The organism is Mycolicibacterium pyrenivorans, from assembly GCF_025821625.1.
GTDB lineage: Bacteria > Actinomycetota > Actinomycetes > Mycobacteriales > Mycobacteriaceae > Mycobacterium > Mycobacterium pyrenivorans.
The window spans coordinates 63,076-86,323 of the sequence record NZ_JACKSH010000046.1 but is presented as its reverse complement, the minus strand read 5'-3'; the positions used below and the strand labels follow the sequence as shown (position 1 = coordinate 86,323).

The following is a 23,248-nucleotide window of genomic DNA, read 5'->3' as shown; positions in this document are numbered from 1 at the left end:
CCTCATCTGCGCAATAACACGCCGAGAACGCTTGAGTCTCAACCAAAAGAACCGCTGAACAGCGAAAAGGCACCCACTAGAACACTAGGAGCGCCACAAACATTCGAACATGAGACCAGACTAGAACACCCCGCCGACACGTGGCGCTCAGCCTTCGAGGTCGCCCTCCGTCTCCAGCAGGACCTGCTTCAAGCCGTCCAACGTGGCGGGGTCAGGTTGATCCCACATCCCCCGGCCTGCCGCCTCGAGCAGGCGCTCGGCCATCCCGTGCAACGCCCACGGGTTCGACTCGGCCATGAACTTGCGGTTCTCGTCGTCGAGCACGTACTCCCCGGCCAGACGCTCGTACATCCAGTCGGCCATCACGCCCGCGGTGGCGTCGTAGCCGAAGAGGTAGTCAACAGTCGCGGCCATCTCGAAGGCGCCCTTGTACCCGTGCCTGCGCATCGCGTTGATCCATCGCGGATTGACCACGCGAGCCCGGAAGACGCGGGTGGTCTCCTCCGACAACGTCCGGGTACGCACCGAGTCCGGACGGGTGTTGTCCCCGATGTAGGCGACCGGGTCCTTGCCGGTCAGGGCGCGCACGGTGGCGATCATGCCGCCGTGATACTGGAAGTAGTCGTCAGAATCGGCGATGTCGTGCTCGCGGGTGTCGGTGTTCTTGGCGGCGACCGCGATCCTGCGGTAGGCCCTGTTCATCTCATCGGTGGCCGGGGCGCCGTCCAGGCCGCGGCCGTAGGCGAACCCGCCCCAGGCGGTGTACACCTGCGCGAGGTCGGCGTCGTCGCGCCAGTTGCGGCTGTCGATCAACTGCAGCAGGCCGGCCCCGTAGGTGCCGGGCTTGGAGCCGAAGATCCTTGTGGTGGCCCGGCGTTGGTCACCGTGTTCGGCGAGGTCGGCCTCGCTGTGCGCGCGGACGTAGTTCTGCTCGGCCGGCTCGTCCAGGCCGGCGACCAACCGGACCGCGTCGTCGAGCATGGTCACGACGTGCGGGAAGGCGTCGCGGAAGAAACCGGAGATGCGGACGGTGACGTCGATGCGTGGCCTGCCCAGCTCCGCCGGTGACATGGCCTGAAGATCGACGACGCGTCGCGACGCGTCGTCCCACACCGGCCGGACACCGAGCAGGGCAAGGACTTCGGCGATGTCGTCACCCGCGGTCCGCATGGCGGAGGTGCCCCACACCGATAGTCCGACCGACTGCGGCCACTGCCCGTGGTCAGCGCGGTATCGCTCGAGTAGCGAATCCGCAAGGGCCACACCGGTTTCCCAGGCAAGCCGCGACGGCACCGCCTTGGGATCGACGGAGTAGAAGTTCCGGCCGGTGGGAAGCACGTTGACCAGGCCACGCAACGGCGAGCCCGACGGACCCGCGGCGATGAAACCACCGTCGAGCGCCCGCAGAATCTGGGTAATCTCGCAGTCGGTCTGGCGTAGCCGCGGCACGACCTCCTCGGCGGCGAACCGCAGGACGGCGGCGACGTCGGCGTTGTCGGTGATCCGATCGACAGCCGTGGCGTCCCAGTCGGTTTCCTGCAGCGCGGCCACCAGGCCGCGCGCCTGCTCCTCCGCGACGTCGACGGCGCCGCGTTTGTCCGTGCCGTCCTCGGCGAGGCCGAGTGCCTGACGCAGGCCGGGCACTGATTGCTCACCGCCGAACAACTGGCGGGCCCGCAGGATCGCCAGCACCAGGTCGAGTTCGACCGAGCCGTCCGGCGCCTGGCCCAGCACGTGCAGGCCGTCGCGGATCTGAACGTCCTTGATCTCGCAGAGCCAACCGTCGACATGTAGCAGCATGTCGTCGAACACGTCCTCGTCGGGCCGGTCCTCCAGGCCCAGGTCGTGATCCATCTTCGCGGCCCGCATCAGCGTCCAGATCTGCTGACGGATCGCCGGCAGCTTTCCGGGATCGAGCGCGGCGATGTTCGAGTGTTCGTCGAGAAGCTGCTCGAGGCGGGCGATGTCGCCGTAGGTCTCGGCACGTGCCATCGGTGGGATGAGATGGTCCACCAGCACCGCATGCGCACGGCGCTTCGCCTGCGTGCCCTCTCCAGGGTCGTTGACCAGGAACGGGTAGATCAACGGCAGGTCGCCGAGGGCGGCGTCGGATCCGCACGCCGCGGACATGCCGAGCGTCTTGCCGGGCAGCCATTCCAGGTTTCCGTGCTTGCCCAGATGCACCACGGCGTCGGCGCCGAAACCCTTGTCCAGCCAGCGATACGCGGCGAGGTAGTGGTGGCTCGGCGGCAGGTCCGGGTCGTGGTAGATCGCGACGGGGTTCTCGCCGAACCCGCGCGGGGGCTGGACGAGAATCACGACGTTGCCCGACAGCATTGCCGCGATGACGATCTCACCCTCGGGGTCGCGGGTGCGATCGACGAAGAGCTCACCCGGCGGTGGACCCCAGTGCTCGACCATCGCGTCGGTCAACTCGGCGGGCAGCGTGGCGAACCAGTCCCGATACTCCTTGGCGGGCAACCGGATCGGGTTGCCGACCAGCTGACCCTCGCTCAGCCAGTCCTGGTCCTGCCCGCCGCGCTCGATCAGCGCGTGCACCAGTGCATCGCCATCCTCGGCGTCGACACCCGGCACCTCACCGATGTCGTAACCGGCCTCCCGCATCGCCCGCAGCAGCGCGACCGCACTGGCTGGCGTATCCAATCCGACAGCATTGCCGATACGCGCGTGCTTGGTCGGATACGCGGAGAACACCAGGGCGACCCGTTTGTCGGCGGGTGCGATGCCGCGCAGCCGCGCGTGCCGCACGGCCAGCCCGGCGACTCGAGCGCAACGTTCGCGATCGGGAACGTAGGAGATCAGACCCTCGTCGTCGATCTCCTTGAACGAGAACGGAACCGTGACGATGCGACCGTCGAACTCAGGAACGGCCACCTGGGTGGCGACGTCGAGCGGCGACATCCCGTCGTCATTGGAATGCCACTGCGCTCGCGAACTCGTCAGGCACATGCCCTGCAGAATGGGCACGTTCAACGCGGCAAGGTGAGCGACGTTCCATTGGTCGTCGGTGCCGCCCGCGCCGACCGAGGCGGGGTTCGCTCCCCCGGCCGCCAGCACCGTCGTCACCAATGCGCCTGCGGTGCCGAGCAATTCGAGCAGTTCGGGTTCGGCGGTGCGCAGCGACGCACAGTACACCGGCAGTGGAACGCCGCCGGCATGTTCGATGGCGTCGCAGAGCGCCTCGACGTACTCGGTGTTGCCTGCCAGATGCTGCGCGCGGTAGTACAGCACCGCGATGCGTGGGCCGGTCGGTGCGGCGGCGCCTTGGCGTTCCAGCACACCCCACGTCGGGGTGGCCGCCGGGCGGGAGAAGCCGAAGCCCGTCATCAACAGCGTGTCCGACAGGAAGGCGTGCAACTGACGCAGGTTCTCGACACCGCCCTGCGCGAAGTAGACGTGCGTCTCGAGGGCAACGCCCGCAGGCACCGTCGAGTGGCTCATCAGGTCGGCGTCGGGGGCCTGCTCACCGCTGATCACCACAGTGGGCGCGCCGCTGGCCACGACGGCGTCGATGCCCTCCTCCCACGCCCGGTAGCCGCCGAGGATCCGGACGATTGCGACGTCGGCGCCGCTCAGCAGGTCCTCGAGTTCGCCCTCGACCAGACGCGATGGATTCGCCCAGCGGTAGGCCGCGCCACTGGCTCGCGCGGCGATGAGGTCGGTGTCCGAGGTCGACAGCAACAGGATGGTCGGGACACTCGGAGTTTCGGGCACGCACCATTCGTACCCCATGGCGCGCAGCCCGAGATCGCCAACCTGGCCGAGGCAGATATGCCGAAAGGCGGTCCTCTTCCGCGAACCGCCGTGCGGCTACGGCCGGATCAGCCGTGCCAGCGGCCGTACCAGGTCTGGTGCATCCCCATCGCCGCGACGAGCAGGAAGACCACCGCTGCCAAAACCAAGATTGCGAACATCGTCGTTCCTTTCATGATCCCGTTGTTTGACACGGGTTCAGTAAGCGAACGGTACCGCCGGTAACGCCACAACGGCTCGTTGTGTGCGTGGGAGAACTGGATGTGCTGAGTGTGATCGGCATCACATCAGGGGGTGCGGACCTCGAAATCTGTCACCTGCGGTGCCCGCATCAACTCCTTGTAGTGGTCGGCGTCCCACGGGAACAGTTCGGGCAGGCCGTCCTTGCCCAGGTACCAGCTGCTGCATCCGGTGGTCCAGACCGTCTGCGGCATCGCCGCTTTCATCGCGTCGTTGTAGGCCTTGGTGGCGGCCTCGGTCGGTGCGGCGGTGACGATCCGGCCCGCACGCAACTGGTCGATCCACCACATCACGTACTCAACCTGGTTCTCGGCGACGTGGATGAGCGAGTCGTTGCCGACCGGCGCGTGCGGACCCATCAGCATGAACATGTTGGGAAACCCGGGCACCGCCACCGAGCGGTATGCGGCGGGCCCGTCGGCCCACACCTCGTCGAGCGTGCGACCGTCCTCGCCGGTGATCGCCAGCGGCCGCACGTAGGCATGCGCGTCGAAACCGGTGGCCAGCACCAACAGGTCGACCTCGTGCAGCGCGCCGTCGGCGGTGATCACCCCGCGCGGCTCGATGCAGTCGATCGCGTCGGTGACGATGTCGACGCCGGGTTTCTGCACCGCCCGGTAGTAGTGCCCGGCGAAGATCATCCGCTTGCACATCGGCTGATCCCTGGGCGTCAGCTTGGCCTTGAGCTCCCGGTCACGCACGGAAAGACGGAGATTCCACCGGCACTGCGTCTGGTAGAGCCACCGTTGCCAGCCCGGACGCACCGGCGCCACACCGAAGATCGACCGGACGAAGCGGCTCCAGAACCAGTACCCGAAGCTGTTGAGCCACGGCCAGCGGCGCATCGCGGCCCTCGTCCGCGCCGACACCTCCGGATTCGGCCACGGACAGATCCACTGTGCGGAACGCTGGAACACCTTGAGCTGCCGGACTTCACCTCCCAGCTCTGCGGTGATCTGCACGCCGGTCGAGCCGGTCCCGATGAGCCCGATCCGCTTGTCGGGCAGAGAGACCGAGTGATCCCAGCGCGACGAGTGGAACATCGGGCCCGCGAAGGTGTCCAGGCCCTCGATGTCGGGGTAGCGCGGAATACGCAGGATGCCGGTGGCGGTGACGAGCACGTCGAACGCCTCCACTCCGGCAGCGGTGGCGACCCACCATCGGCCGTCCCGGTATGTGGCGTCGGTGACGTCGGTGCCGAACCGGATGTGATGCCGGAGGCCGCGCTCGGTGGCGACCTGACGGAAGTACTGCTGGATCTCGGGCCCCGGCGGCAGCATGTGCGACCACTCGGGGTTGGGCCGGAACGAATAGGTGTAGTACCGCGACGGGACGTCACACGTCAGGCCAGGATAGGTGTTGTCGCGCCAGGTGCCGCCGACCTCGTCGGCCTTCTCGAAGATCGTGAACTCGTCGACGCCGGCGTCCTGCAGCTTGACCGCCATGCACAGTCCCGACATCCCCGCACCGATGATCGCGACGCTGATCCGGCGCCTCGGCTGCGTGTGCTCGATACCCTCGACCGACATGGGCTGACCCCCTGACCTGGAGGCACGTTACTCCGACGGTGCGGGCGGCACCGCGGAATCGGGCGTCTGGGGTCAATGATGGCCGCCACCGGCCGCCAGCCGTCGTCAGCGGAGATCGCCGCCCGTCGCGTCCCCGGCGATGGGTACCGTGAACGGATGAACAGGGCGCGCGACGACGACGCCTGCCCCGGCGCGCTGCAGACCCACCACGCCGCAGACGGCGAGTTGGCCCGGCTGCGGCTGCCGGGCGGGATGATCAGCGCCGCGCAGTTGGAGGCGGTGGCGCAGGCCGCCATGGACTCCGGAAACTCGACGCTGGAGTTGACCTCTCGGGGCAACCTGCAGATTCGCGGGGTGCGGGACACGGCCGCCGTGGCGGCTCGGCTCTCCGGTGCCGGGTTGCTGCCGTCGCCCACCCACGAGCGGGTCCGCAACATCGTGGCTTCACCCCTGTCCGGCCGCAGCGGCGGCATCTGGGACGTCCGCGGCCTCGTCGCCGCCCTGGATTCGGCGGTGCAGCACGAACCCGGCCTCAGCCGCCTGCCGGGCCGGTTCCTGTTCGGCATCGACGACGGTCGCGGCGACATCTCCGGCCTCGGCGCCGACACGGGCGTCCACGCACTCGATGAATGCACCGCCGCCCTGCTGCTGGCCGGCCGTGACACCGGCGTGCGGCTGACCGCCGCCGAGGTGATACCCGAGCTGCTGGCGATCGCCGACCGGTTCCTCATGATTCGCGGAAAGCGTTGGCGGGTAGAGGAACTCGACGATCCGTCGGCGTTGCTCGGACCGCTGAAGGCCATGGTGCCCCCCGGCGCATCGTGGCCGGCACAGACCAGACCCCCCGTCGGCTGGATCGAGCAGACCGACGGGCGGGTCACGCTGGGAGCCGGCGTGCCCCTCGGCGTCCTGGACGCAGAGACCGCGCGCTACCTCGCGGCGGTGGAGGCGCCGATGGCCCTCACCCCGTGGCGGTCGGTGCTGCTGTTCGACCTCGACGAGGGCACCGCCGACCTGGCACTGCGGGTCCTGGCCCCTCGCGGACTGGTCTTCGACGACAACTCGCCGTGGCTGTCTGTGTCGGCATGTGCCGGAATGCCCGGTTGTGAGCGGTCGGTGGCCGATGTCCGCGCCGATGCCGCGGCGGCCGTCGCCGACCCGGCCGCGAACCCAGCGGGGCACCGTCACTTCGTCGGATGCGACCGGGCGTGCGGGAGCCCCGGCCATGGTGAGGTCCTGATCGCGACCGGCGACGGCTACCGGCCGCGCAGTGTCGATCTCCCGTCGCTTCGCTCGCCCAACGCCCACCCGTAGGGTGAGCGGGTGCTCGACTACATCCGCGACGCCGACGAGATCTACCGGCAGTCGTTCGCGATGATCCGCGACGAGGCGGATCTTGCCCGGTTCCCCGTCGACGTCGCCCGGGTGGTCGTCCGGCTGATCCACACCTGCGGTCAGGTCGACGTCGCCGATCACGTCGCGTTCACCGACGACGTCGTCGTCCGCGCGCACACCGCCCTGGCCGCGGGCGCCCCGATCCTGTGCGACTCGTCGATGGTCGCCGCGGGGATCACCCGGTCGCGATTGCCTGCCGACAACGAGGTGGTGTCCCTGGTCGCCGACGCAAGGGCGCCCGGGCTGGCCGCCGAACTCGGCAGCACCCGCTCAGCAGCGGCCGTCGACCTGTGGGCCGACCGGCTCGACGGCGCGGTGCTGGCCATCGGCAATGCCCCGACCGCGCTGTTCCGGCTGCTCGAGCTCATCGACGACGGTGCCCCCGTCCCGGCGGCGGTGCTCGGCGGCCCGGTCGGCTTCGTCGGCTCGGCGCAGTCGAAACAGGAACTGATCGACGACCCGCGCGGCATGTCCTATCTGGTGGTGACCGGTCGTCGCGGCGGTAGCGCGATGGCGGCCGCCGCGGTCAACGCGATTGCGGCCGAACGCGAATGAGCGGCGCCGGCGAAACCAGGGGAACCCTGTGGGGTATCGGTCTCGGGCCGGGCGACCCCGAACTGGTGACGGTCAAAGCCGCCAGGATCATCGGGTCCGCCGATGTGGTCGCCTATCACAGTGCGCGCCACGGCCGCAGCATCGCGCGCTCGATCGCCGAGCCGTACCTGCGAGGCGATCAGATCGAGGAACACCTGGTCTACCCGGTGACCACGGAGGTGTCCGACCACCCAGGCGGTTACGCCGGAGCAATGGAGGACTTCTACCGTGAGGCCGCCGAGCGGATAGCCGCACACCTGGAGGCAGGCCGCGACGTCGCACTGCTCGCCGAGGGCGATCCCCTGTTCTACAGCTCCTACATGCACATGCACACCCGCCTGACCGAGCGGTTCGAGGCGGTGATCGTGCCCGGGGTGACGTCGGTCAGCGCAGCGTCGGCCGCGGTGGCCACTCCGCTGGTGCAGGGTGATCAGGTGCTGACGATCCTGCCCGGCACGCTGCCCCCCGACGAACTCGAGCGCCGGCTCTCCGACACCGACGCCGCCGTCATCCTCAAGCTCGGTCGCTCGTACCCCGCTGTGCGGAAAGCGCTTTCGGCGTCTGGGCGATTGGACGACGCCTTCTACGTCGAACGTGCCAGCACCGCAAGGCAGCGGGTGATGGCTGCCGACGACGTCGACGACGCGTCGGTCCCCTACTTCGCCCTGGCGATGCTCGTGGGGCGCCAGCACGTCGAGGCGCCCACCGGATCGGTCTCGGTCGTCGGACTGGGCCCCGGTGACATCGACTGGATGACGCCGCAGAGCCGGCGGGAACTGGCCGCGGCCACCGACCTGATCGGTTACGGGCCCTACCTGGACCGGGTCGGGGCCCGCGAGGGTCAGCGCAGGCATCCCAGTGACAACAGCGACGAGCCGGCGCGGGCCCGGCTGGCGTGCACGCTGGCCGAGCAGGGCCGCACGGTCGCTGTCGTGTCCTCCGGCGACCCCGGCGTCTTCGCGATGGCCACCGCGGTACTCGAGGAGGCCAAGCAATGGCCCGGTGTCGAGGTGCGGGTGATCCCCGCCATGACCGCCGCCCAGGCGGTGGCGAGCCGGGTGGGCGCTCCGCTGGGCCACGACTACGCGGTCATCTCGTTGTCCGACCGCCTCAAGCCGTGGGACGTCATCGCCGCGCGCCTGACCGCGGCGGCCGCGGCCGACATGGTGCTGGCCATCTACAACCCTGCGTCGAAGACGCGGACCTGGCAGGTCGGCGCAATGCAGGAGCTGCTGCTGGAGCACCGCGACCCGGGCACGCCGGTCGTCATCGGACGCGACGTCTCGGGTCCTGATGAGACGATCAAGGTGGTCCGCCTGGCGGACCTGGACCAGCGCGACGTCGACATGCGGTGCCTGCTCATCGTCGGCTCCTCGCAGACCCAGTGGTACTCCGGTGGCGAGGACAGCCCCGGCCGGGTGTTCACCCCGCGCCACTACCCACAGGGCTGATCTGCTCTTCGCGCAAGCGCTCACGCCGTCGTCTGCTCTTCGCGCAAGCGCTCATCGCCGTTGACGCGTGTCGCGCATCGTTGACAGTCGTCAGAACTGCGGGTTAATGTCGCGCGTGCAGCGAGGACTACCGGTACGGTCACCGACCGACCGGCGCCAACCGCAGAAGAGCGACCTGCGGCGTACCGCGATCCTCGAATCGCTGGACCACCACCTGCGCGAGTCGGGCTTCGACGGCATCAACATCGCCGACGTCACCAAGCGCGCAGGCGTCACCCGATCGGCCTTCTACTTCTACTTCGAGAACAAGGCGGCCGCCGTGGCGGCGCTCCTGGAACCGATGTACGAGGACGGCTTTGTCGCCAGCGACATCCTCACCAGCACCGCCGAGCCACCGCACTGGCGGATCCGCGCCATGGTCGAGGCACTGCTCGACACGGTCGAACAGCATCGGTACCTGCTGCAGGCGATGCTCGACGCACGGGCCTCCAACCCGGCGATCCGCCAGCTGTGGGACGACGCCCGCGAAACGTTCGTCCCCGCTGTCGCGGCGATGATCGCCGCCGAACGTGACAGCGGGCGTGCACCAGATGGTCCGCCGGTGGAGGTGATCGCCGGCATGCTGCTGGAATTCAACGACCGACTACTCGAGCGCTACACCCTCGGGGGCACGCTGACCCGCGAGCAGTTGAGCGAGGGCGCCGAGGCCGTATGGTTGCGCACCATCTACGGCACCGTCGACGCGGCCAGGCCGGGGCGAACCCCGGAAGAACAGAAGAGGGCGACATCATGACCATCCCCCGCAGCCCCGAGGACATCACTCCCGTATGGCTGGGATCGGTGCTCGGGACCGCCGTCAGAGACGTCGACGTGACCGCGATCGGCACCGGACAGACCGGCGCCACCTACCGGGTCACGGCGACGTACCCGGACGGACCCGAACCAGCAAGCGCACCAGCTTCTTTCGCAGTCAAGCTGCCCGCCCAGGACGATGCGGTCCGCGAGCGGGTAGCGCTCGGATACCTCTCCGAGGTGGACTTCTATTCAGCGATCACGAACAATGTGGCGATACCGGTGCCGGGCTGCTTCCACAGCGAGATCTCCTCCGATGGAGCCGATTTCGTGCTCCTCCTCGCCGATCTCGCGCCGGCGGTTCAGGGAGATCAGATCGCCGGGTGCAGCCCGGCCGAGGCGGCGCTGGCCGTCGAGGCGCTGGCCGGGTTGCACGGCCCCAGCTGGGGCGACCGGCGCTGGTTCGACCTGCCGTCGATCGTCATGCCCAAGCCGGGCGACGCGGAGGCGGCCAAGGGGCTCGGTGACGTCGCGATCATGGCCGCCGACATCACCCTCGACAAACTCGGCGGGTCGGTCAGCGACGAGGACCGCGAGACCCTGACCACCGCGATGAGCCTGGTGGCGCCGTGGCTGCTCGCCGAGCCGGACCGGTTCTCGCTCATGCACGGCGACTACCGCCTCGACAACCTGCTGTTCGACCCCGATCGCACCCGGGTCACCGTGGTCGACTGGCAGACCGTCGGCCTCGGTCTGCCCACCCGCGACCTGGCGTACTTCACCGCCACGAGCCTGCTGCCCGAGATCCGCCCCACGGTCGAGCGTGACCTGGTCGAGCGCTACCACACGGCGCTCATCGCCTACGGCGTCACCGACTACGACGCCGAAACCTGCTGGAACGACTACCGTCTCGGCGTCCTGCAAGCGCCGCTGATCACCACGTTGGGGTTCGCTTTCGCCGCATCCACCGAGCGCGGCGACGAGATGATACTGACCATGCTGCACCGCGGCTGCCGCGCCATCCGCGAGCTCGAAGCCATCGAACTGATCAGGTCATACCAGGCGGCTTGATCACCGACCACTGGGTCACCGGCATCGCGGGCCGCCATCCGGTGAACGTGCCGACCGCCTCGCCGCGGTAGTGCTGGAACCGCCGGAGGTCGCCGCCGACACGCGAATACCACTGTGCGAGAACAGCTTCGGACTCCACTGTCACCGCGTTGGCGACCAGCCGACCACCCGCCGGGAGCCTGTCCCAGCACGCCTCCATCAGGCCGGGTTGGCTGACCCCACCCCCGACGAAGATCGCAGCCGGTGGTGGCGCGACATCGAAGGAGTCCGGCGCGCCCGGCCTCACCTCGACCGGTACGCCGAATGCGATCGCGTTGGCGGAGATGCGGGCACGGCGCGCCTCGTCGCGTTCGAATGCGGTAGCGCGACAACCGGATCCGCTACGACACCACTCGACGGCGATGCTTCCCGAGCCGGCGCCGACGTCCCACAGATGCTCGCCCGGCCGCGGCGCCAGCGCCGCGAGCGTGACCGCGCGCATCGCCTGCTTGGTGATCTGTCCGTCGTGGGCGAGCATGTCGTCGGGAAGCGTCGCGCAGCGGCGCTCGTCGGGCAGGTACCGCACGGCCATCACGTTGAGGTCGTCCACCTCGCCCGGCGGTCGGACTGCCCACTCCCGCGCGGTGGACGATCGGCGCAACTCCCTTGGCCCCCCGAGCTGTTCGAGCACGGTCAGCTCGGAGTCACCGCGCCCGGTGTCGGTCAGCAACCGCGCCAGTGCGGCAGGACTCGACCGGTCACGGGACAACACCACGGCCTGCCCACCGCGCCGTACCGCCGTGAACGGCTCCGCGGTGACCAGGCTGATGACTTCGGTGTCCTGCACCGTCCAGCCGACCCGCGAGCAGGCCAGCGTCACCGACGACACATGCGGCAGCACTGCGACCCTGTCCTGGCCGTGGAGCCGGATGAGGGTGCTGCCGACCCCGTGCATCAGCGGGTCGCCGCTGGCCACCACGTGCACGTCGCCGTCGGCGTCGTCGAGGAGAGTGCGCAGCGCAGGCATCATCGGCGACGGCCACGGCCGCCTGGGCGCGGACACGCTCTGGTCGAGCAGGTCGAGTTGGCGTGGCGATCCGTAGACCACGGTCGCCCTCTCGAGTTCGGCCCGCGACGCCGGCGACAGCCCGGCCATGCCGTCGGCGCCGATGCCGACCACGACGATCATCGCGGCAACCGCCGCCAGATCGGCCCGGGCAGGATCCGGAACACCGCTGCGATGACCCCGACCTGCCAGGGCACCCACACCGTGCGCCGCCCCTTGGCCAGTGCCTGCACCGTCGCCGACGCCACCTGGGCCGGGGTGCTGGAGAACGGAGCGGGTGCCATCCCTTCGGTCATCCGCCCGATCACGAAACCCGGGCGGACTACCAACAGCCGCACACCGGATCCGTGCAGGGCATCGGAGAGCCCACGGCAGAAGCCGTCCAGGCCGGCCTTGGCCGACCCGTACACATAGTTGGCGCGGCGCACCCGCACCCCGGCGATCGAGGAAAAGGTGACCAGCTCTCCACCGCCGGCCCGGCGCATCGAATCCGCCAGCACGGTCAGCAGGCTGACCTGCGCCACGTAGTCGGTGTGCGCGATGGCGACCGCGTGGCCGGCATCGGTTTCGGCCCGCGCCTGGTCCCCGAGCACGCCGAAGGTCAGCACCGCGGTGCGGATCGGTCCGTGCTCCGCGATGATCGCGTCGACGACGGCGCGGTGCGACGTCAGGTCGTCGGCGTCGAAGTGCACGGTGTGGACGGCAGCGGCTCCCGCCTGCTCGACAGCGGTGATCTGCTCCTCGAGGTCGTCGGGTCGGCGTGCCGCCAGCACGACGATGGCACCGGCGGCCAGCCGCCGCGCCACCTCGGTCCCGATCTCGCTGCGGCCGCCGAAAACGACGAGCGGACCTGCCATCGTGTCCTTCACGGTTGTGATTATGTCCTGCGCTAGCGTGGTCACCGATGGCTACATCGGGTCGCAAGGCAACCACGAAGCTCACCAACGATGCACTGGCGTTCCTGACCGAGCGCCACCTGGCGATGCTGACCACGCTCCGGTCGGACCAATCCCCGCATGTGGTGGCTGTCGGGTTCACCTTCGATCCCAAGACCCACATCGCCAGGGTCATCACCACGGGGGGCTCCCAGAAGGCGGTCAACGCCGACCAGCGCGGTGTCGCCGTGCTCAGCCAGGTCGACGGCGCGCGGTGGCTTTCCCTGGAGGGCAAGGCCGTCGTCCACACCGACATCGACGCCGTTCGCGACGCCGAACTGCGGTACGCCCAGCGCTACCGCACGCCACGACCCAACCCGAAACGTGTGGTGATCGAGGTGCGTGTCGAGCGGGTGCTGGGTTCGTCGGATCTGCTGGACCGCGGCGAGGACTGAGTCTTCAGGCCGCGCCGGACCCGACCGGCACCACGACGAGTTCGTGCGGGCGGTTGTTCACCGACAACGCCCCGTCGGCGGTGACGATCACAATGTCCTCGATGCGGGCGCCCCACTCCCCGGCGAAGTAGATGCCCGGCTCCACCGAGAACGCCATCCCTTCCTGCAGAGGCAGCGAGTTGCCTGCGACGATGTAGGGCTCCTCGTGAACGGACAACCCGATTCCGTGACCGGTGCGGTGCACGAACGCGTCCGCCAGACCCTCCGCGGCGAGCACGTCGCGCGCGGCGGCGTCGACCTGTTCGGCGGTGACGCCGGGCCGCACCGCATCGACCGCCGCGCGCTGGGCACGCTGCAGCACCGCGTACCGGCGGGCGACCTCGGGGTCGGGTTCGCCGAGGCTGTAGGTGCGGGTGGAGTCGGAGTTGTAGCCGGGGTCGTAGGGACCGCCGATGTCGACGACGACGATGTCGCCGGCGCGCAGCTCGCGGTCGGAGCACTCGTGGTGAGGGTCGGCACCATGCGGGCCCGAGCCGACGATGATGAACGCCACCTCCGAATGCCCTTCGGCGACAATCGCTTCGGCGATGTCCGCGGCGACGTCGGCCTCGGTTCGCCCAGGTGCGAGGAACTCAGGAACCCGCGCGTGCACGCGGTCGATCGCTGCGCCCGCCTTGCGCAACACGTCGACCTCCGCGGGATCCTTGACCATCCGCAGGGTGCGCAGCACGTCGGTCGCCAGCACCGGCAGCACCCCGAGCACGTCGGTCAGCGGCAACAGATGCAGCGCGGGCATCGCGTCGGTGACCGCGACGGCGAGCCGTCCAGACGGCCCCGTCGCCACGGGTGTTCCGCCCAAAGCCCCCACCACGATTCGGTACGGATCCTCGCCGTCGACCCAGTCTCGAACGGCGACACCGAGTTCGGGCACCGCGGAGTCCTTGAGTGACGCGAGCTCCAGGCGCGGCACCACGATCGTCGGGTCGCCGTTCACCGGCAGCACCAGCGCGGTCAGCCGTTCGAAGGTCTGCGCGCGCGACCCCAGCAGATACCGCAGGTCATAGCCGGGGGTGATGACCAGGCCCGCAAGGCCGGCGTCGGCGGCAGCGCGCCCGGCCGCGGCCATGCGCCGGGCGTACACATCGGAGCTGAAACGTCCTTCGGTCATGGCGTTCAGGCTAATCGTGGCCGGGTCGGCTGCGCGAGCAGACACAGAGTCGCACGACACGCCGCAGAACTGCGCGACTTTCTGTCTGCTCGCGCGGAAACGGTGCCTGGCAGGATGACGCGCATGAGTAACCCCCCTGTGCTCCTCCTCGACGGCGCCAGCATGTGGTTTCGCTCCTACTTCGGGATTCCGTCGTCGATCACCGCGCCGGACGGCCGGCCGGTCAACGCGCTGCGGGGTTTCCTCGACGCCGTGGCAACGCTGATCACCCGCGAGCGACCTCACCGGCTCGTGGTGTGCCGAGACGACGACTGGCGTCCGCAGTGGCGCGTCGACCTGATCCCGTCCTACAAGGCACACCGTGTCGCAGAAGAGAACCCCGCGGGTGAGCCCGACATCGAGGAGGTGCCCGACGAGCTGACCCCGCAGGTCGACATGATCATGGAAATCCTCGACGCGTTCGGTATCGCGACGGCGGGGGCACCCGAGGCCGAGGCCGACGACGTGTTGGGCACGCTCGCCGACCGGGAACGCCGTGACCCCGTGGTGGTCGTCAGCGGAGACCGCGACCTGTTACAGCTGGTCCGCGATGAGCCGGTCGCGGTGCGGGTGCTCTATCTCGGCCGCGGCCTGGCCAAGGCGACGAAGTACGGGCCGCGCGAGGTGGCCGAGAATTACGCGGTGCCCGTCGATCGGGCGGGGCCCGCGTACGCGGAATTGGCGCTGCTGCGCGGCGACCCCTCCGACGGCTTGCCCGGCGTGTCGGGAATCGGGGAAAAGACCGCGGCCACGCTGCTGGCACAGCACGGATCGCTCGAGCAGATCCTGGCCGCCGCCCACGATCCGAAATCCAGGCTCGCCAAGGCGCACCGCACCAAGCTGTTGTCCGCCACCGACTACATCGACAGGGCAGGCCCGGTGGTGAAGGTAGCGATCGACGCCGCCGTCACCATGTCCACCAAGACCGATGCGCTGCCTCTGGCCGCCGAGCATCCGCGCAAGGTCGCCGAACTCGCGCAGCGCTACGGCGTGTCGTCGTCGATCGGGCGGCTGCAGAAGGCGCTCGACAGCCTGCCCGGTTGACCTACTTCGGGCGGCCGACCTCGTAGGTGCCGCTGTCGTCCTGGAACGTCACCGTCACCTGGCGCTTGGTGCCGTCGATGCTGACCTCGCAGTTGAAGGTGTCGCCCTTCTTGACCGTGGGGCTGACTCCGTTGTTGCAACGGACGTCATTGACGTTCTTGGCGCCGTATCCGTTGGTTTCGTCGGTGAGGATCTGCTGGACACCGGTCTGGGCCGCGTCGACGTCCAGTTTCGTCGTCACGAAGAACCCGGGCTTCCAGAAGCCGAGCACGAGGACCACGGCGACGATCACCGCGGCGAGCAGGCCGATCACAGCGCCGACGACGGCCAACGAACGCTTCGAGCCTTCCTCCGAACCTGGGCCGGGGTAGCCCCCCTGCGGGTACTGGCCGTACTGACCCGGCTGCTGACCGTACTGGCCCGGTTGTTGGCCGTATCCCGGCTGACCGTACTGCTGGCCGTACTGTCCCGGCTGTCCGTACTGTCCCGGCGGCGGGTACGCGGCGGGGTTGTACTCGGTCGGCTGCTGGCCGTACTGCTCGCCCTGCGGATACTGCTGCGGAGCGTAGGTCGGCGGCTGCGCAGTCGGCTGCTGGTACTGCGGATACTGCTGCGGCGTGTAGGCGGGCGGCTGCCACGACTGCGGCTGCTCACCTCCCGGGGATTGCGGCTGCTCAGATCCCGAGGGCGGTTGCCACCCCTGATTGCCGGCCTGTTCGGCCGCCGGCTGGTCTGCGCCGGGCCCAGGCTGCTGACCCTGCCATGGTTGCGTCGGGTCAGATCCCTGCGGTCCGCTCATTTCTCTCCTTGGTCGTCCGCGGCTGATATGCCGGTTTCTGGCCTGCTGGCCACACCCTACCCCGCATCAACAGCTACGACGCCGCGCCGAACGTCGTTGATTGCGCGTTTCGCGGTGGCCCGCAATTGCGGTGACGGAGCAGCGTTGCGGACCTGATCGGCCAAGTCCAGCACTTGACGGCACCACCTGACGAAGTCGCCTGCCGACATCGAGGATCCGTTGCCTGCGGTGTCGGACGCGGCCAACGCCGAGGACAGATCCCCCGTGCTCGCCCAACGGTGAATCGCGGCGACGAAGCCGTCGTCGGGTTCGCGGCTCTGCGTGATCCGGTGCCGCTGCTCGTCGGCGCGCAGCTCCGTCCACAACCGGCGGGTCTGATTCAGCGCGCGGCGCAGTCTGCCCGTCGGCACATCGGAACCATCGCCTGCGCCGGCTCCGTCGCGGCGCGACTCGTAGAGCACCGATGACAGGGCCGCGGCCAGCTCGGCCGCGTCGAGCCCCTCCCATACGCCGGTGCGCAGGCACTCGGCGACCAGCAGGTCGCTTTCGCTGTAGATGCGGGCCAGCAGCCTGCCATCATCGGTCACCGCGGGCGTGTCGCCGCCGGAGTCGATGAACCCGCGCTCGCTGAGCAGCACCACGATGCGGTCGAACGTCTGGGCCAGCGAGTTCGTCGCCGCGGAGATCTTCTTACGCAGTTGCTCGTTGTCGCGTTCGATCTTCAGATAGCGCTCGGCGACGCGCACCCTCTCTTCCCGGTCGGGTAGCTGATGGGCACGATGGGCACGCATCCGGTCGCGCAGTGGCCCCAACTCAGGGTCGGTGTCCCGCTCGGCCGGCGGGCCGCTTCTGCGGCCCCGCCCCGACGGAAGATCCTTGCCCGCGGCGGCCGATCGCAACGCCGACGCCAGATCGCGCCTGGCCCGCGGATTGCGATGCTCGACCCGTTTGGGCAGCGCCATGGTGCCCATCGGACCCGAGGCACCCGGGTAGTCCGCCGACGAGATCCGGCCCGCCCACCGGTGTTCGGACAGCACGAGCGGTCGCGGATCGTCCTCGTCGCGCGCGGGTTCGAGGACGACGGCCAGGCCGCTGTGCCGCCCGTGGGTGATCGCGATGATGTCGCCACGGCGGAGCGCGGTCAACGCGTCGTTGGAAGCCTGCCGCCGCTGCAGCCGCGACGCGCGCGACTGGGCGCGCTCCCGCTCGGAGATCTGCGCCCGCAGGCGGACATAGTCCAGGATCGCCGCGTCACGTCCGCCGAGCTCGCCGGCCAGCTCGCCGAGCAGCCGTTCGCCACGTTCGACCCCGCGCACCAGTCCGACCACCGACCGGTCGGCCTGGTACTGCGCGAAGGACCGTTCCAGCAGCTGGTGCGCCTGTTCCGGCCCCATCTGGTGCACCAGGTTGATCGTCATGTTGTAGGTCGGCGCGAACGAGCTGCGCAGCGGGAACGTCCGTGTCGAGGCCAGCCCGGCGACTTCGGCGGGGTCCACGTCGGGATTCCACAGCACCACCGCGTGGCCCTCCACGTCGATGCCGCGGCGCCCGGCCCGGCCGGTGAGCTGGGTGTACTCCCCCGGGGTCAGCGGCATGTGCTGCTCGCCGTTGAACTTCACCAGCCGCTCCAGCACCACGGTGCGGGCAGGCATGTTGATGCCCAGCGCCAATGTCTCCGTGGCGAATACGGCTTTCACCAATCCGGCGGTGAACAACTCCTCCACCGTGTGGCGGAACGTCGGCAACATGCCCGCGTGGTGCGCGGCCAGGCCGCGAAGCAGCGCCTCGCGCCACTCGTGGAAGTCCAGCACGACGAGATCGGAGTCGTTGAGGTCGGCGGTGCGCCGGTCGACGATCTCGGCGATCCGGCCGCGTTCCTCGTCGGTGGTCAACCTCAGCGACGAGCGCAGGCACTGCTTGACCGCGGCATCGCATCCCGCCCGGGAGAAGATGAACGTGATGGCGGGCAGCAGTCCGTCGCGCTCGAGGGCGCTGATCACCTCTGGCCGCCCGGGTGTGCGGTACAGGCTCGGTCTGCCCGACCGGCTACGGCCGCGCGGCTGCCAGTCGGCCAGCCGGTCGGCTTCGCGCCGATGTGCGATGTGGCGCAACAGTTCCGGGTCCACCAGCAGGTCCCGCCCGGGCTTGGCGGGGCCGGAGGCCCGGTAGTCGAACAGGTCGAGCAGTCGTTTCCCGACCATGACGTGCTGCCACAGCGGCACCGGTCGGTGCTCGTCGACCACCACCGTCGTGTCGCCGCGGACGGCCTTGATCCAGCCACCGAACTCCTCGGCGTTGCTCACGGTCGCCGACAGGCTCACCAGACGAACGTCGTCGGACAGGTGCAGGATCACCTCCTCCCAGACCGCACCGCGCATACGATCGGCCAGGAAGTGCACTTCGTCCATCACGACGTAGGAAAGCCCTTGCAGTGCACGGGAATCCGCGTAGAGCATGTTGCGAAGGACCTCGGTGGTCATCACCACGACGTCGGCGTCGCCGTTGATGGCCTGGTCGCCGGTGAGCAGGCCGATGCGCTGCGGCCCGTACCGACGCACCAGGTCGCTGTGTTTCTGGTTGCTCAGCGCCTTGATCGGTGTGGTGTAGAAGCACTTTCGGCCGGCGGCGAGCGCAAGGTGCACGGCGAACTCACCGACGATGGTCTTGCCCGCACCGGTCGGTGCGCACACCAGCACCCCGTGGCCCTGAGCCAGCGCCTCACACGCGCGGCGCTGGAAGGCGTCCAGCGTGAACGGCAACTGCGAGGCGAACGCGGTGACCTCGTCGAGGGCGGGTCCCTGCGACTCAGGTGGCTCAGGTGGCGTCGTCATCGACCACGACCCGCGACGGAGTGGGCACGGCCGATGACGCCTCGAGGGGATCGGCCGGGTCGATCGGTGCCGCCTCGTCGTCGGAAAGCTCGGCCAGCCGGGCGCGCCGCGCCTTGCGGCTGTCGTTGAATCGCGCGACCTGAATAGCCATCTCCAGGAGCAGGGTCAGCGCCAGCGCCAGTGCCAGCATCGAGAACGGGTCCGAGCCGGGCGTGGCGAACGCGCAGAAGATGAACAGCCCCATGATCAGACCCCGGCGCCACGCCTTGAGCCGCTCGTAGGTGAGGACACCGACGAGGTTCAACATGATGATCAGCAGCGGGAACTCGAAGCTGATACCGAACACCAGCAGCAGGTTGATCAGAAAGCCGAAGTACTGGTCACCGGACAGCGCCGTCACCTGCACATCGCTGCCGACGGTGAGCAGGAACTCGAGGGCCTTCGACAGCACCACGTAGGCGAGGACGGCGCCCGCGATGAACAGCGTCGCGCCCAGCCCTACGAACACCACGGCGAAGCGGCGTTCCTTGTTGTAGAGCCCCGGGGTGATGAACGCCCACAGCTGGTACAGCCACACCGGGCAGGCCAGCACGATGCCCGCCGTCAGAGCGACCTTCAGCCGCAACATGAACTGGTCGAACGGCGCGGTGGCCAGCAGTCGACACTGACCGTCGGGGGCGATGGTCGCGCGTGCCGACTCCGGTAACGCGCAGTACGGGCCGCGCAGCCAATCCCCCAGGCTCGGCATTCCGAAAACCCCGTGGGTGTACCAGAGGAACCCGAGGATCGTCGTCAACACCACGGCGAACGTGGCCATCAGCAGCCTGCCGCGCAGTTCGGTGAGGTGCTCGACCAACGACATCGTGCCGTCGGGATTGACCCGTGACCGTCGTCGACGAGGGTCGAGCTTCTTGAGGAATCCGGGTATCTGCACGGAGGCTGCCTAGGTGATGCTCAGACGCGCGAAATCGCGACGCGGGCGCGGCGCCCGCGAATCGCGAGATGAACGGGTCAGGCCGGGCGCTTGTCCGACGATGGTTCGGCGGACGCCTGCGTGGCGGGCCCATCGGCGGGGTCCGAGACCCGCTCCGACGCGATCTGGGTCGGCGCGTCCGACTTGGAGTCGGCCTGCATCTCCTTGATCTCGGACTTGAAGATGCGCATCGACTTACCCAGGGAGCGCGCTGCGTCCGGGAGCTTCTTGGCACCGAAGAGCAGCACGAACACAGCGATGACGATGACCCAGTGCCAGGGTTGTAGACCACCCAATTTGGTTACCTCCAGACGTCTGCGCCGAGTCTACTCGTTCTGCGACGTCCCGACCCGATAGGCGTCGAGCGCGGCGACAGCGGCCTGCCGGACACGATCGGCCAACTGCTCGGGCTCGCGCACCCGCACGGCCGAGCCGAACCCCAGGACGAAGCGGGCCATCCACTGGTCAGACGCGTAGGTCATCGTCGCCTCGCACGAGCCGTCGGGGAACTCGCGCACCACCCGCAGCGGGTAGTAGTCGAACATCCATGCTGCCGAACGCTCCACGATCAGCGTCGCGGTGGGCAGGGACGGGTCGGCGGTGTCGGGATCGAACAGCGAGGTGTCCGGACCGGCCTGCACCGCGGGCGGCGGCGGCACCGAGGGTTCGTCGAGCACCCTCGCGTCGACGATCCGGTCGAGCCGGAACAGCCGCACGCCCTCGGCAGTCCGGCACCACGCCTCCAGATAGCTGTGGTCGGCGACCAGGACGACCCGGATCGGGTCGACCACGCGACTGGACAGCGCATCGTGTGACGCGGAGTAGTAATCGATGGCCAGGGCACGGTCGGTGCGCACCGCGGTCCGTACCGCGGCGGCGGCCTCGCTCTCGGCCGGCGCGGGCTCGTCGACGGCCCCGCCCTCCATGCCGTGGCCGGCCTTGCCGGTTGCGGATTCGATCTTGGCGATCGCGCTGCGGGCCGCCTCCGGGTCCACCATCCCCGGCACGTCGAGCAGCGCGCGCAGGGCCACCAGCACACCGGTCGCCTCCGGCGAGGTCAGCCTGAGCGGACGGTCGATGCCTGCGGTGAACGTGACCTCGATGGTGTCGCCGGAGAACTCGAAGTCGATCAGGTCGCCCGGCCCGTATCCGGGTAGACCGCACATCCACAGCTGGTTGAGGTCGTCGCGCAGCTGGTTGACGCTGACCCCCAGATCCGCAGCTGCCTCCGCGTAGGTGATCCTCGGGTTGGCCTGGAAGTAGGGCACCATGTTCAGCAGCCGCACCAGCCGCGTGCTCACTGGAGTCATGCGCGATCCGCCTTCGCTACTCGCTGGCCCGTCATGCGCGATCCGCCTTCGCTACTCGCTGGCCCGTCACGCTACTCGCTGGCCCGTCATGCGCGATCCGCCTTCGCTACTCGCTGGCCCGTCATGCGCGATCCGCCTTCGCTACTCGCTGGCCCGTCATGCGCGGCCTGCCTGTGCTTCCAGCCGCGCGATGACGTCCTCCCGCAGCGACGCCGGCTCGAGTGCCACCGCGTCGGCTCCGTAGCTGGCGATCTCGCGCGCCACCCGGTCGAACATGTCGATGTCCAGATCGATCTCCTCCCCGGGGCGACCGGCGAGGGTCCGTGGACCCGCGGCCGTGGCCCGGCGACGCAAGGCGGTCGCCCGTCCTTCGGCAACCCACACTTTGGCCTGCCCGGCCGCAGGCCAGTCGCCGACCACCCGGTCGACGATCTCGCGAAGGTTCAAACCCGCGGGCCTGCTGACCGCACCGGACTCCCCGATCGGTGTCACCTCCGCGCCGATCCGCGAGAGCCGGAAGGTGCGGACAGCGTCGCGGTCGCGGTCGTGGCCCACCAGGTACCAGCGGCCGCGGTCGGTGACCACGCCCCACGGCTCGACGGTGCGGGTGACGTACGGTTCGGTGCGCGACGGCCGGTGCGGGAACTGTACGGCGTGGCCGGAGTCGATGGCAGCCAACAGGATTCCGAGAACCTCCTCCGAACCGCGCAGTCCGGGGAGAGCGGCGGTCGAGGTGATGGTCACGTCGCCGTCGGGCGCGTCCACGTCGACCCCGGCGGCGCGCAGCTTCAGCAGCGCACCCTGGGTCGCGGTGATGAGCTCGGGTGATTCCCACAGCTGCGTGGCCACCGCCACCGCGGCCGCCTCGTCGGCGGTCAGCTCGACCGCGGGCAGTGCGTACGCCTCGCGGCTGATGCGGTATCCCTCGGTCGGGTCGGTCTGCGAAACACGGCCGGTCTCCAGCGGAATGCCCAGGTCGCGCAGCTCGTTCTTGTCGCGCTCGAACATCCGCGAGAACGCCTCGTCGCTGGCGTTCTCGGAGTATCCGTAGACGGTCTCGCGGATCCGGTCGGCGGTGATGAACGTCCGCGTGGACAGCAGCGCGATGACGAGGTTCATCAGCCGTTCGACTTTCGAGATCGCCACGGCTTAGAGCTTAAGGGGCGGCGGCGATCCCGTTTGACGGCCGCTGCCGCGCGTCTGACAGGATTTCAACCCATGGGCAGCCGTTGGCAGCACTCCGACGTGCCGCGCGGGCAGGATTACGACGCGCGCTGGCAGAGTCTCGCCGCGTCCGGGGCCAGTGTGCACGGCGAAGCCGATCTGATCGAGTCGCTGCTGCGGGAGTCCGGGGGGACCCGGGTGCTGGACGCGGGGTGCGGCACGGGCAGGGTGGCGATCGAACTGGCCGCGCGCGGCTTCTCGGTCACCGGGATCGACCTCGACCCGGCGATGCTGACCGCGGCCCGCGCCAAGGCGCCGCAGCTGCGGTGGATCGAGGCGGACCTCGTCGACGCCGGATCGCATCTGAACGAGTCGTTCGACCTGGTCGCCTTGCCCGGCAACGTGATGATCTTCGTGGAACGCGGCACCGAAGGCCGCGTCATCGCCGAGCTCGCGGCCCTGCTGGTGCCCGGCGGACTATTGGTCGCGGGGTTTCAGCTACGCGAGGATCGGCTGACGCTGGACCAATACGACAAGTCGGCTGCCGCGGCGGGCCTGGAATTGGTGGACCGTTGGGCGACGTGGGACCGCCAACCGTTCACCGGCGGCGACTACGCGGTGTCCGCGCACGCGAGGAGCGAATAGGCAGCCGCGCACGCGAGGAGCGAATAGGCAGCCGCGCACGCGAGGAGCGAATAG

Annotated in this window: 19 protein-coding genes; 8 read left to right on the top strand and 11 right to left on the bottom strand. The window is 69.2% G+C overall.

Features of this window, described 5'->3' with window-relative positions; translation table 11 throughout:
- Window positions 1–147: 147 nt before the first annotated feature.
- Complete coding sequence (gene cobN / locus H7I57_RS06795) at window positions 148–3,753, bottom strand: cobaltochelatase subunit CobN (RefSeq protein ID WP_372510135.1); 3,606 nt, start codon at window positions 3,751–3,753, stop codon at window positions 148–150.
- Window positions 3,754–4,061: 308 nt separating this feature from the next.
- The gene (locus H7I57_RS06790; RefSeq protein ID WP_264022606.1) at window positions 4,062–5,543 is read right to left on the bottom strand and encodes a flavin-containing monooxygenase; all 1,482 of its coding nucleotides are present in this window, start codon (window positions 5,541–5,543) and stop codon (window positions 4,062–4,064) included.
- A 156-nt stretch (window positions 5,544–5,699) separates the two neighbouring features.
- Between H7I57_RS06790 and cobG the strand changes: the two genes are divergently transcribed.
- The 5 genes from cobG to H7I57_RS06765 all read left to right on the top strand — a co-directional run bounded on the left by cobG (window position 5,700) and on the right by H7I57_RS06765 (window position 10,846).
- Window positions 5,700–6,857, top strand: coding sequence for a precorrin-3B synthase (gene cobG, locus H7I57_RS06785; RefSeq protein ID WP_264022605.1), 1,158 nt, complete (start codon window positions 5,700–5,702; stop codon window positions 6,855–6,857).
- 9 nt (window positions 6,858–6,866) lie between these two features.
- On the top strand, window positions 6,867–7,493 hold the full coding sequence (locus H7I57_RS06780) for a precorrin-8X methylmutase (protein ID WP_264022604.1): 627 nt from the start codon (window positions 6,867–6,869) through the stop codon (window positions 7,491–7,493).
- Window positions 7,490–8,983 (top strand): precorrin-2 C(20)-methyltransferase, encoded by a 1,494-nt coding sequence (locus H7I57_RS06775; protein ID WP_264022603.1) that lies wholly within the window; start codon window positions 7,490–7,492, stop codon window positions 8,981–8,983. Before H7I57_RS06780 ends, H7I57_RS06775 begins: the two co-directional genes overlap by 4 nt.
- 106 nt (window positions 8,984–9,089) lie before the next feature.
- Complete coding sequence (locus H7I57_RS06770) at window positions 9,090–9,776, top strand: TetR/AcrR family transcriptional regulator (protein ID WP_372510134.1); 687 nt, start codon at window positions 9,090–9,092, stop codon at window positions 9,774–9,776.
- Complete coding sequence (locus H7I57_RS06765; RefSeq protein ID WP_264022601.1) at window positions 9,773–10,846, top strand: phosphotransferase family protein; 1,074 nt, start codon at window positions 9,773–9,775, stop codon at window positions 10,844–10,846. Before H7I57_RS06770 ends, H7I57_RS06765 begins: the two co-directional genes overlap by 4 nt.
- Here H7I57_RS06765 and cbiE read toward each other — a convergent pair.
- Both cbiE and dprE2 read right to left on the bottom strand, forming a co-directional pair.
- Window positions 10,824–12,014, bottom strand: a complete 1,191-nt coding sequence (gene cbiE / locus H7I57_RS06760) for a precorrin-6y C5,15-methyltransferase (decarboxylating) subunit CbiE (protein WP_264022599.1) — start codon at window positions 12,012–12,014, stop codon at window positions 10,824–10,826. The two genes, H7I57_RS06765 and cbiE, sit on opposite strands and share 23 nt — an antisense overlap.
- The gene (gene dprE2 / locus H7I57_RS06755; RefSeq protein WP_264022598.1) at window positions 12,011–12,760 is read right to left on the bottom strand and encodes a decaprenylphospho-beta-D-erythro-pentofuranosid-2-ulose 2-reductase; all 750 of its coding nucleotides are present in this window, start codon (window positions 12,758–12,760) and stop codon (window positions 12,011–12,013) included. Before dprE2 ends, cbiE begins: the two co-directional genes overlap by 4 nt.
- Window positions 12,761–12,795: 35 nt before the next feature.
- Here dprE2 and H7I57_RS06750 point away from each other — a divergent pair, with 35 nt between their 5' ends.
- Window positions 12,796–13,221, top strand: coding sequence for a F420-dependent biliverdin reductase (locus H7I57_RS06750; RefSeq protein WP_264022597.1), 426 nt, complete (start codon window positions 12,796–12,798; stop codon window positions 13,219–13,221).
- Window positions 13,222–13,225: 4 nt separating this feature from the next.
- Here H7I57_RS06750 and H7I57_RS06745 read toward each other — a convergent pair whose 3' ends face one another.
- Window positions 13,226–14,389 (bottom strand): M24 family metallopeptidase, encoded by a 1,164-nt coding sequence (locus tag H7I57_RS06745; protein ID WP_264022596.1) that lies wholly within the window; start codon window positions 14,387–14,389, stop codon window positions 13,226–13,228.
- A 123-nt stretch (window positions 14,390–14,512) separates the two neighbouring features.
- On the opposite strand from H7I57_RS06745, the gene H7I57_RS06740 reads away from it, so the two are divergent.
- On the top strand, window positions 14,513–15,472 hold the full coding sequence (locus H7I57_RS06740) for a 5'-3' exonuclease (protein ID WP_264022595.1): 960 nt from the start codon (window positions 14,513–14,515) through the stop codon (window positions 15,470–15,472).
- A gap of 1 nt (window position 15,473) precedes the next feature.
- Here H7I57_RS06740 and H7I57_RS06735 read toward each other — a convergent pair whose 3' ends face one another.
- From H7I57_RS06735 to H7I57_RS06710, 6 genes are all read right to left on the bottom strand, one after another.
- On the bottom strand, window positions 15,474–16,271 hold the full coding sequence (locus H7I57_RS06735; RefSeq protein ID WP_264022594.1) for a DUF4333 domain-containing protein: 798 nt from the start codon (window positions 16,269–16,271) through the stop codon (window positions 15,474–15,476).
- A gap of 56 nt (window positions 16,272–16,327) precedes the next feature.
- Window positions 16,328–19,102 carry a DEAD/DEAH box helicase gene (locus H7I57_RS06730; RefSeq protein WP_264022593.1) on the bottom strand — a complete coding sequence of 925 codons (2,775 nt, stop codon included), beginning with the start codon at window positions 19,100–19,102 and terminating at the stop codon, window positions 16,328–16,330.
- Window positions 19,086–20,036, bottom strand: coding sequence for a twin-arginine translocase subunit TatC (gene tatC, locus H7I57_RS06725; protein WP_264022592.1), 951 nt, complete (start codon window positions 20,034–20,036; stop codon window positions 19,086–19,088). Before tatC ends, H7I57_RS06730 begins: the two co-directional genes overlap by 17 nt.
- Window positions 20,037–20,113: 77 nt before the next feature.
- Window positions 20,114–20,371 (bottom strand): Sec-independent protein translocase subunit TatA, encoded by a 258-nt coding sequence (gene tatA, locus H7I57_RS06720; protein ID WP_264022591.1) that lies wholly within the window; start codon window positions 20,369–20,371, stop codon window positions 20,114–20,116.
- Between the two features lie 30 nt (window positions 20,372–20,401).
- Complete coding sequence (locus H7I57_RS06715; protein ID WP_264022590.1) at window positions 20,402–21,385, bottom strand: helix-turn-helix transcriptional regulator; 984 nt, start codon at window positions 21,383–21,385, stop codon at window positions 20,402–20,404.
- 156 nt (window positions 21,386–21,541) lie between these two features.
- On the bottom strand, window positions 21,542–22,531 hold the full coding sequence (locus tag H7I57_RS06710) for a helix-turn-helix transcriptional regulator (RefSeq protein ID WP_264022589.1): 990 nt from the start codon (window positions 22,529–22,531) through the stop codon (window positions 21,542–21,544).
- A gap of 72 nt (window positions 22,532–22,603) precedes the next feature.
- On the opposite strand from H7I57_RS06710, the gene H7I57_RS06705 reads away from it, so the two are divergent.
- Window positions 22,604–23,194: a class I SAM-dependent DNA methyltransferase gene (locus tag H7I57_RS06705; protein ID WP_264022588.1), complete on the top strand. Its 591-nt coding sequence runs from the start codon at window positions 22,604–22,606 to the stop codon at window positions 23,192–23,194.
- The last annotated feature ends 54 nt before the right edge of the window (window positions 23,195–23,248 follow it).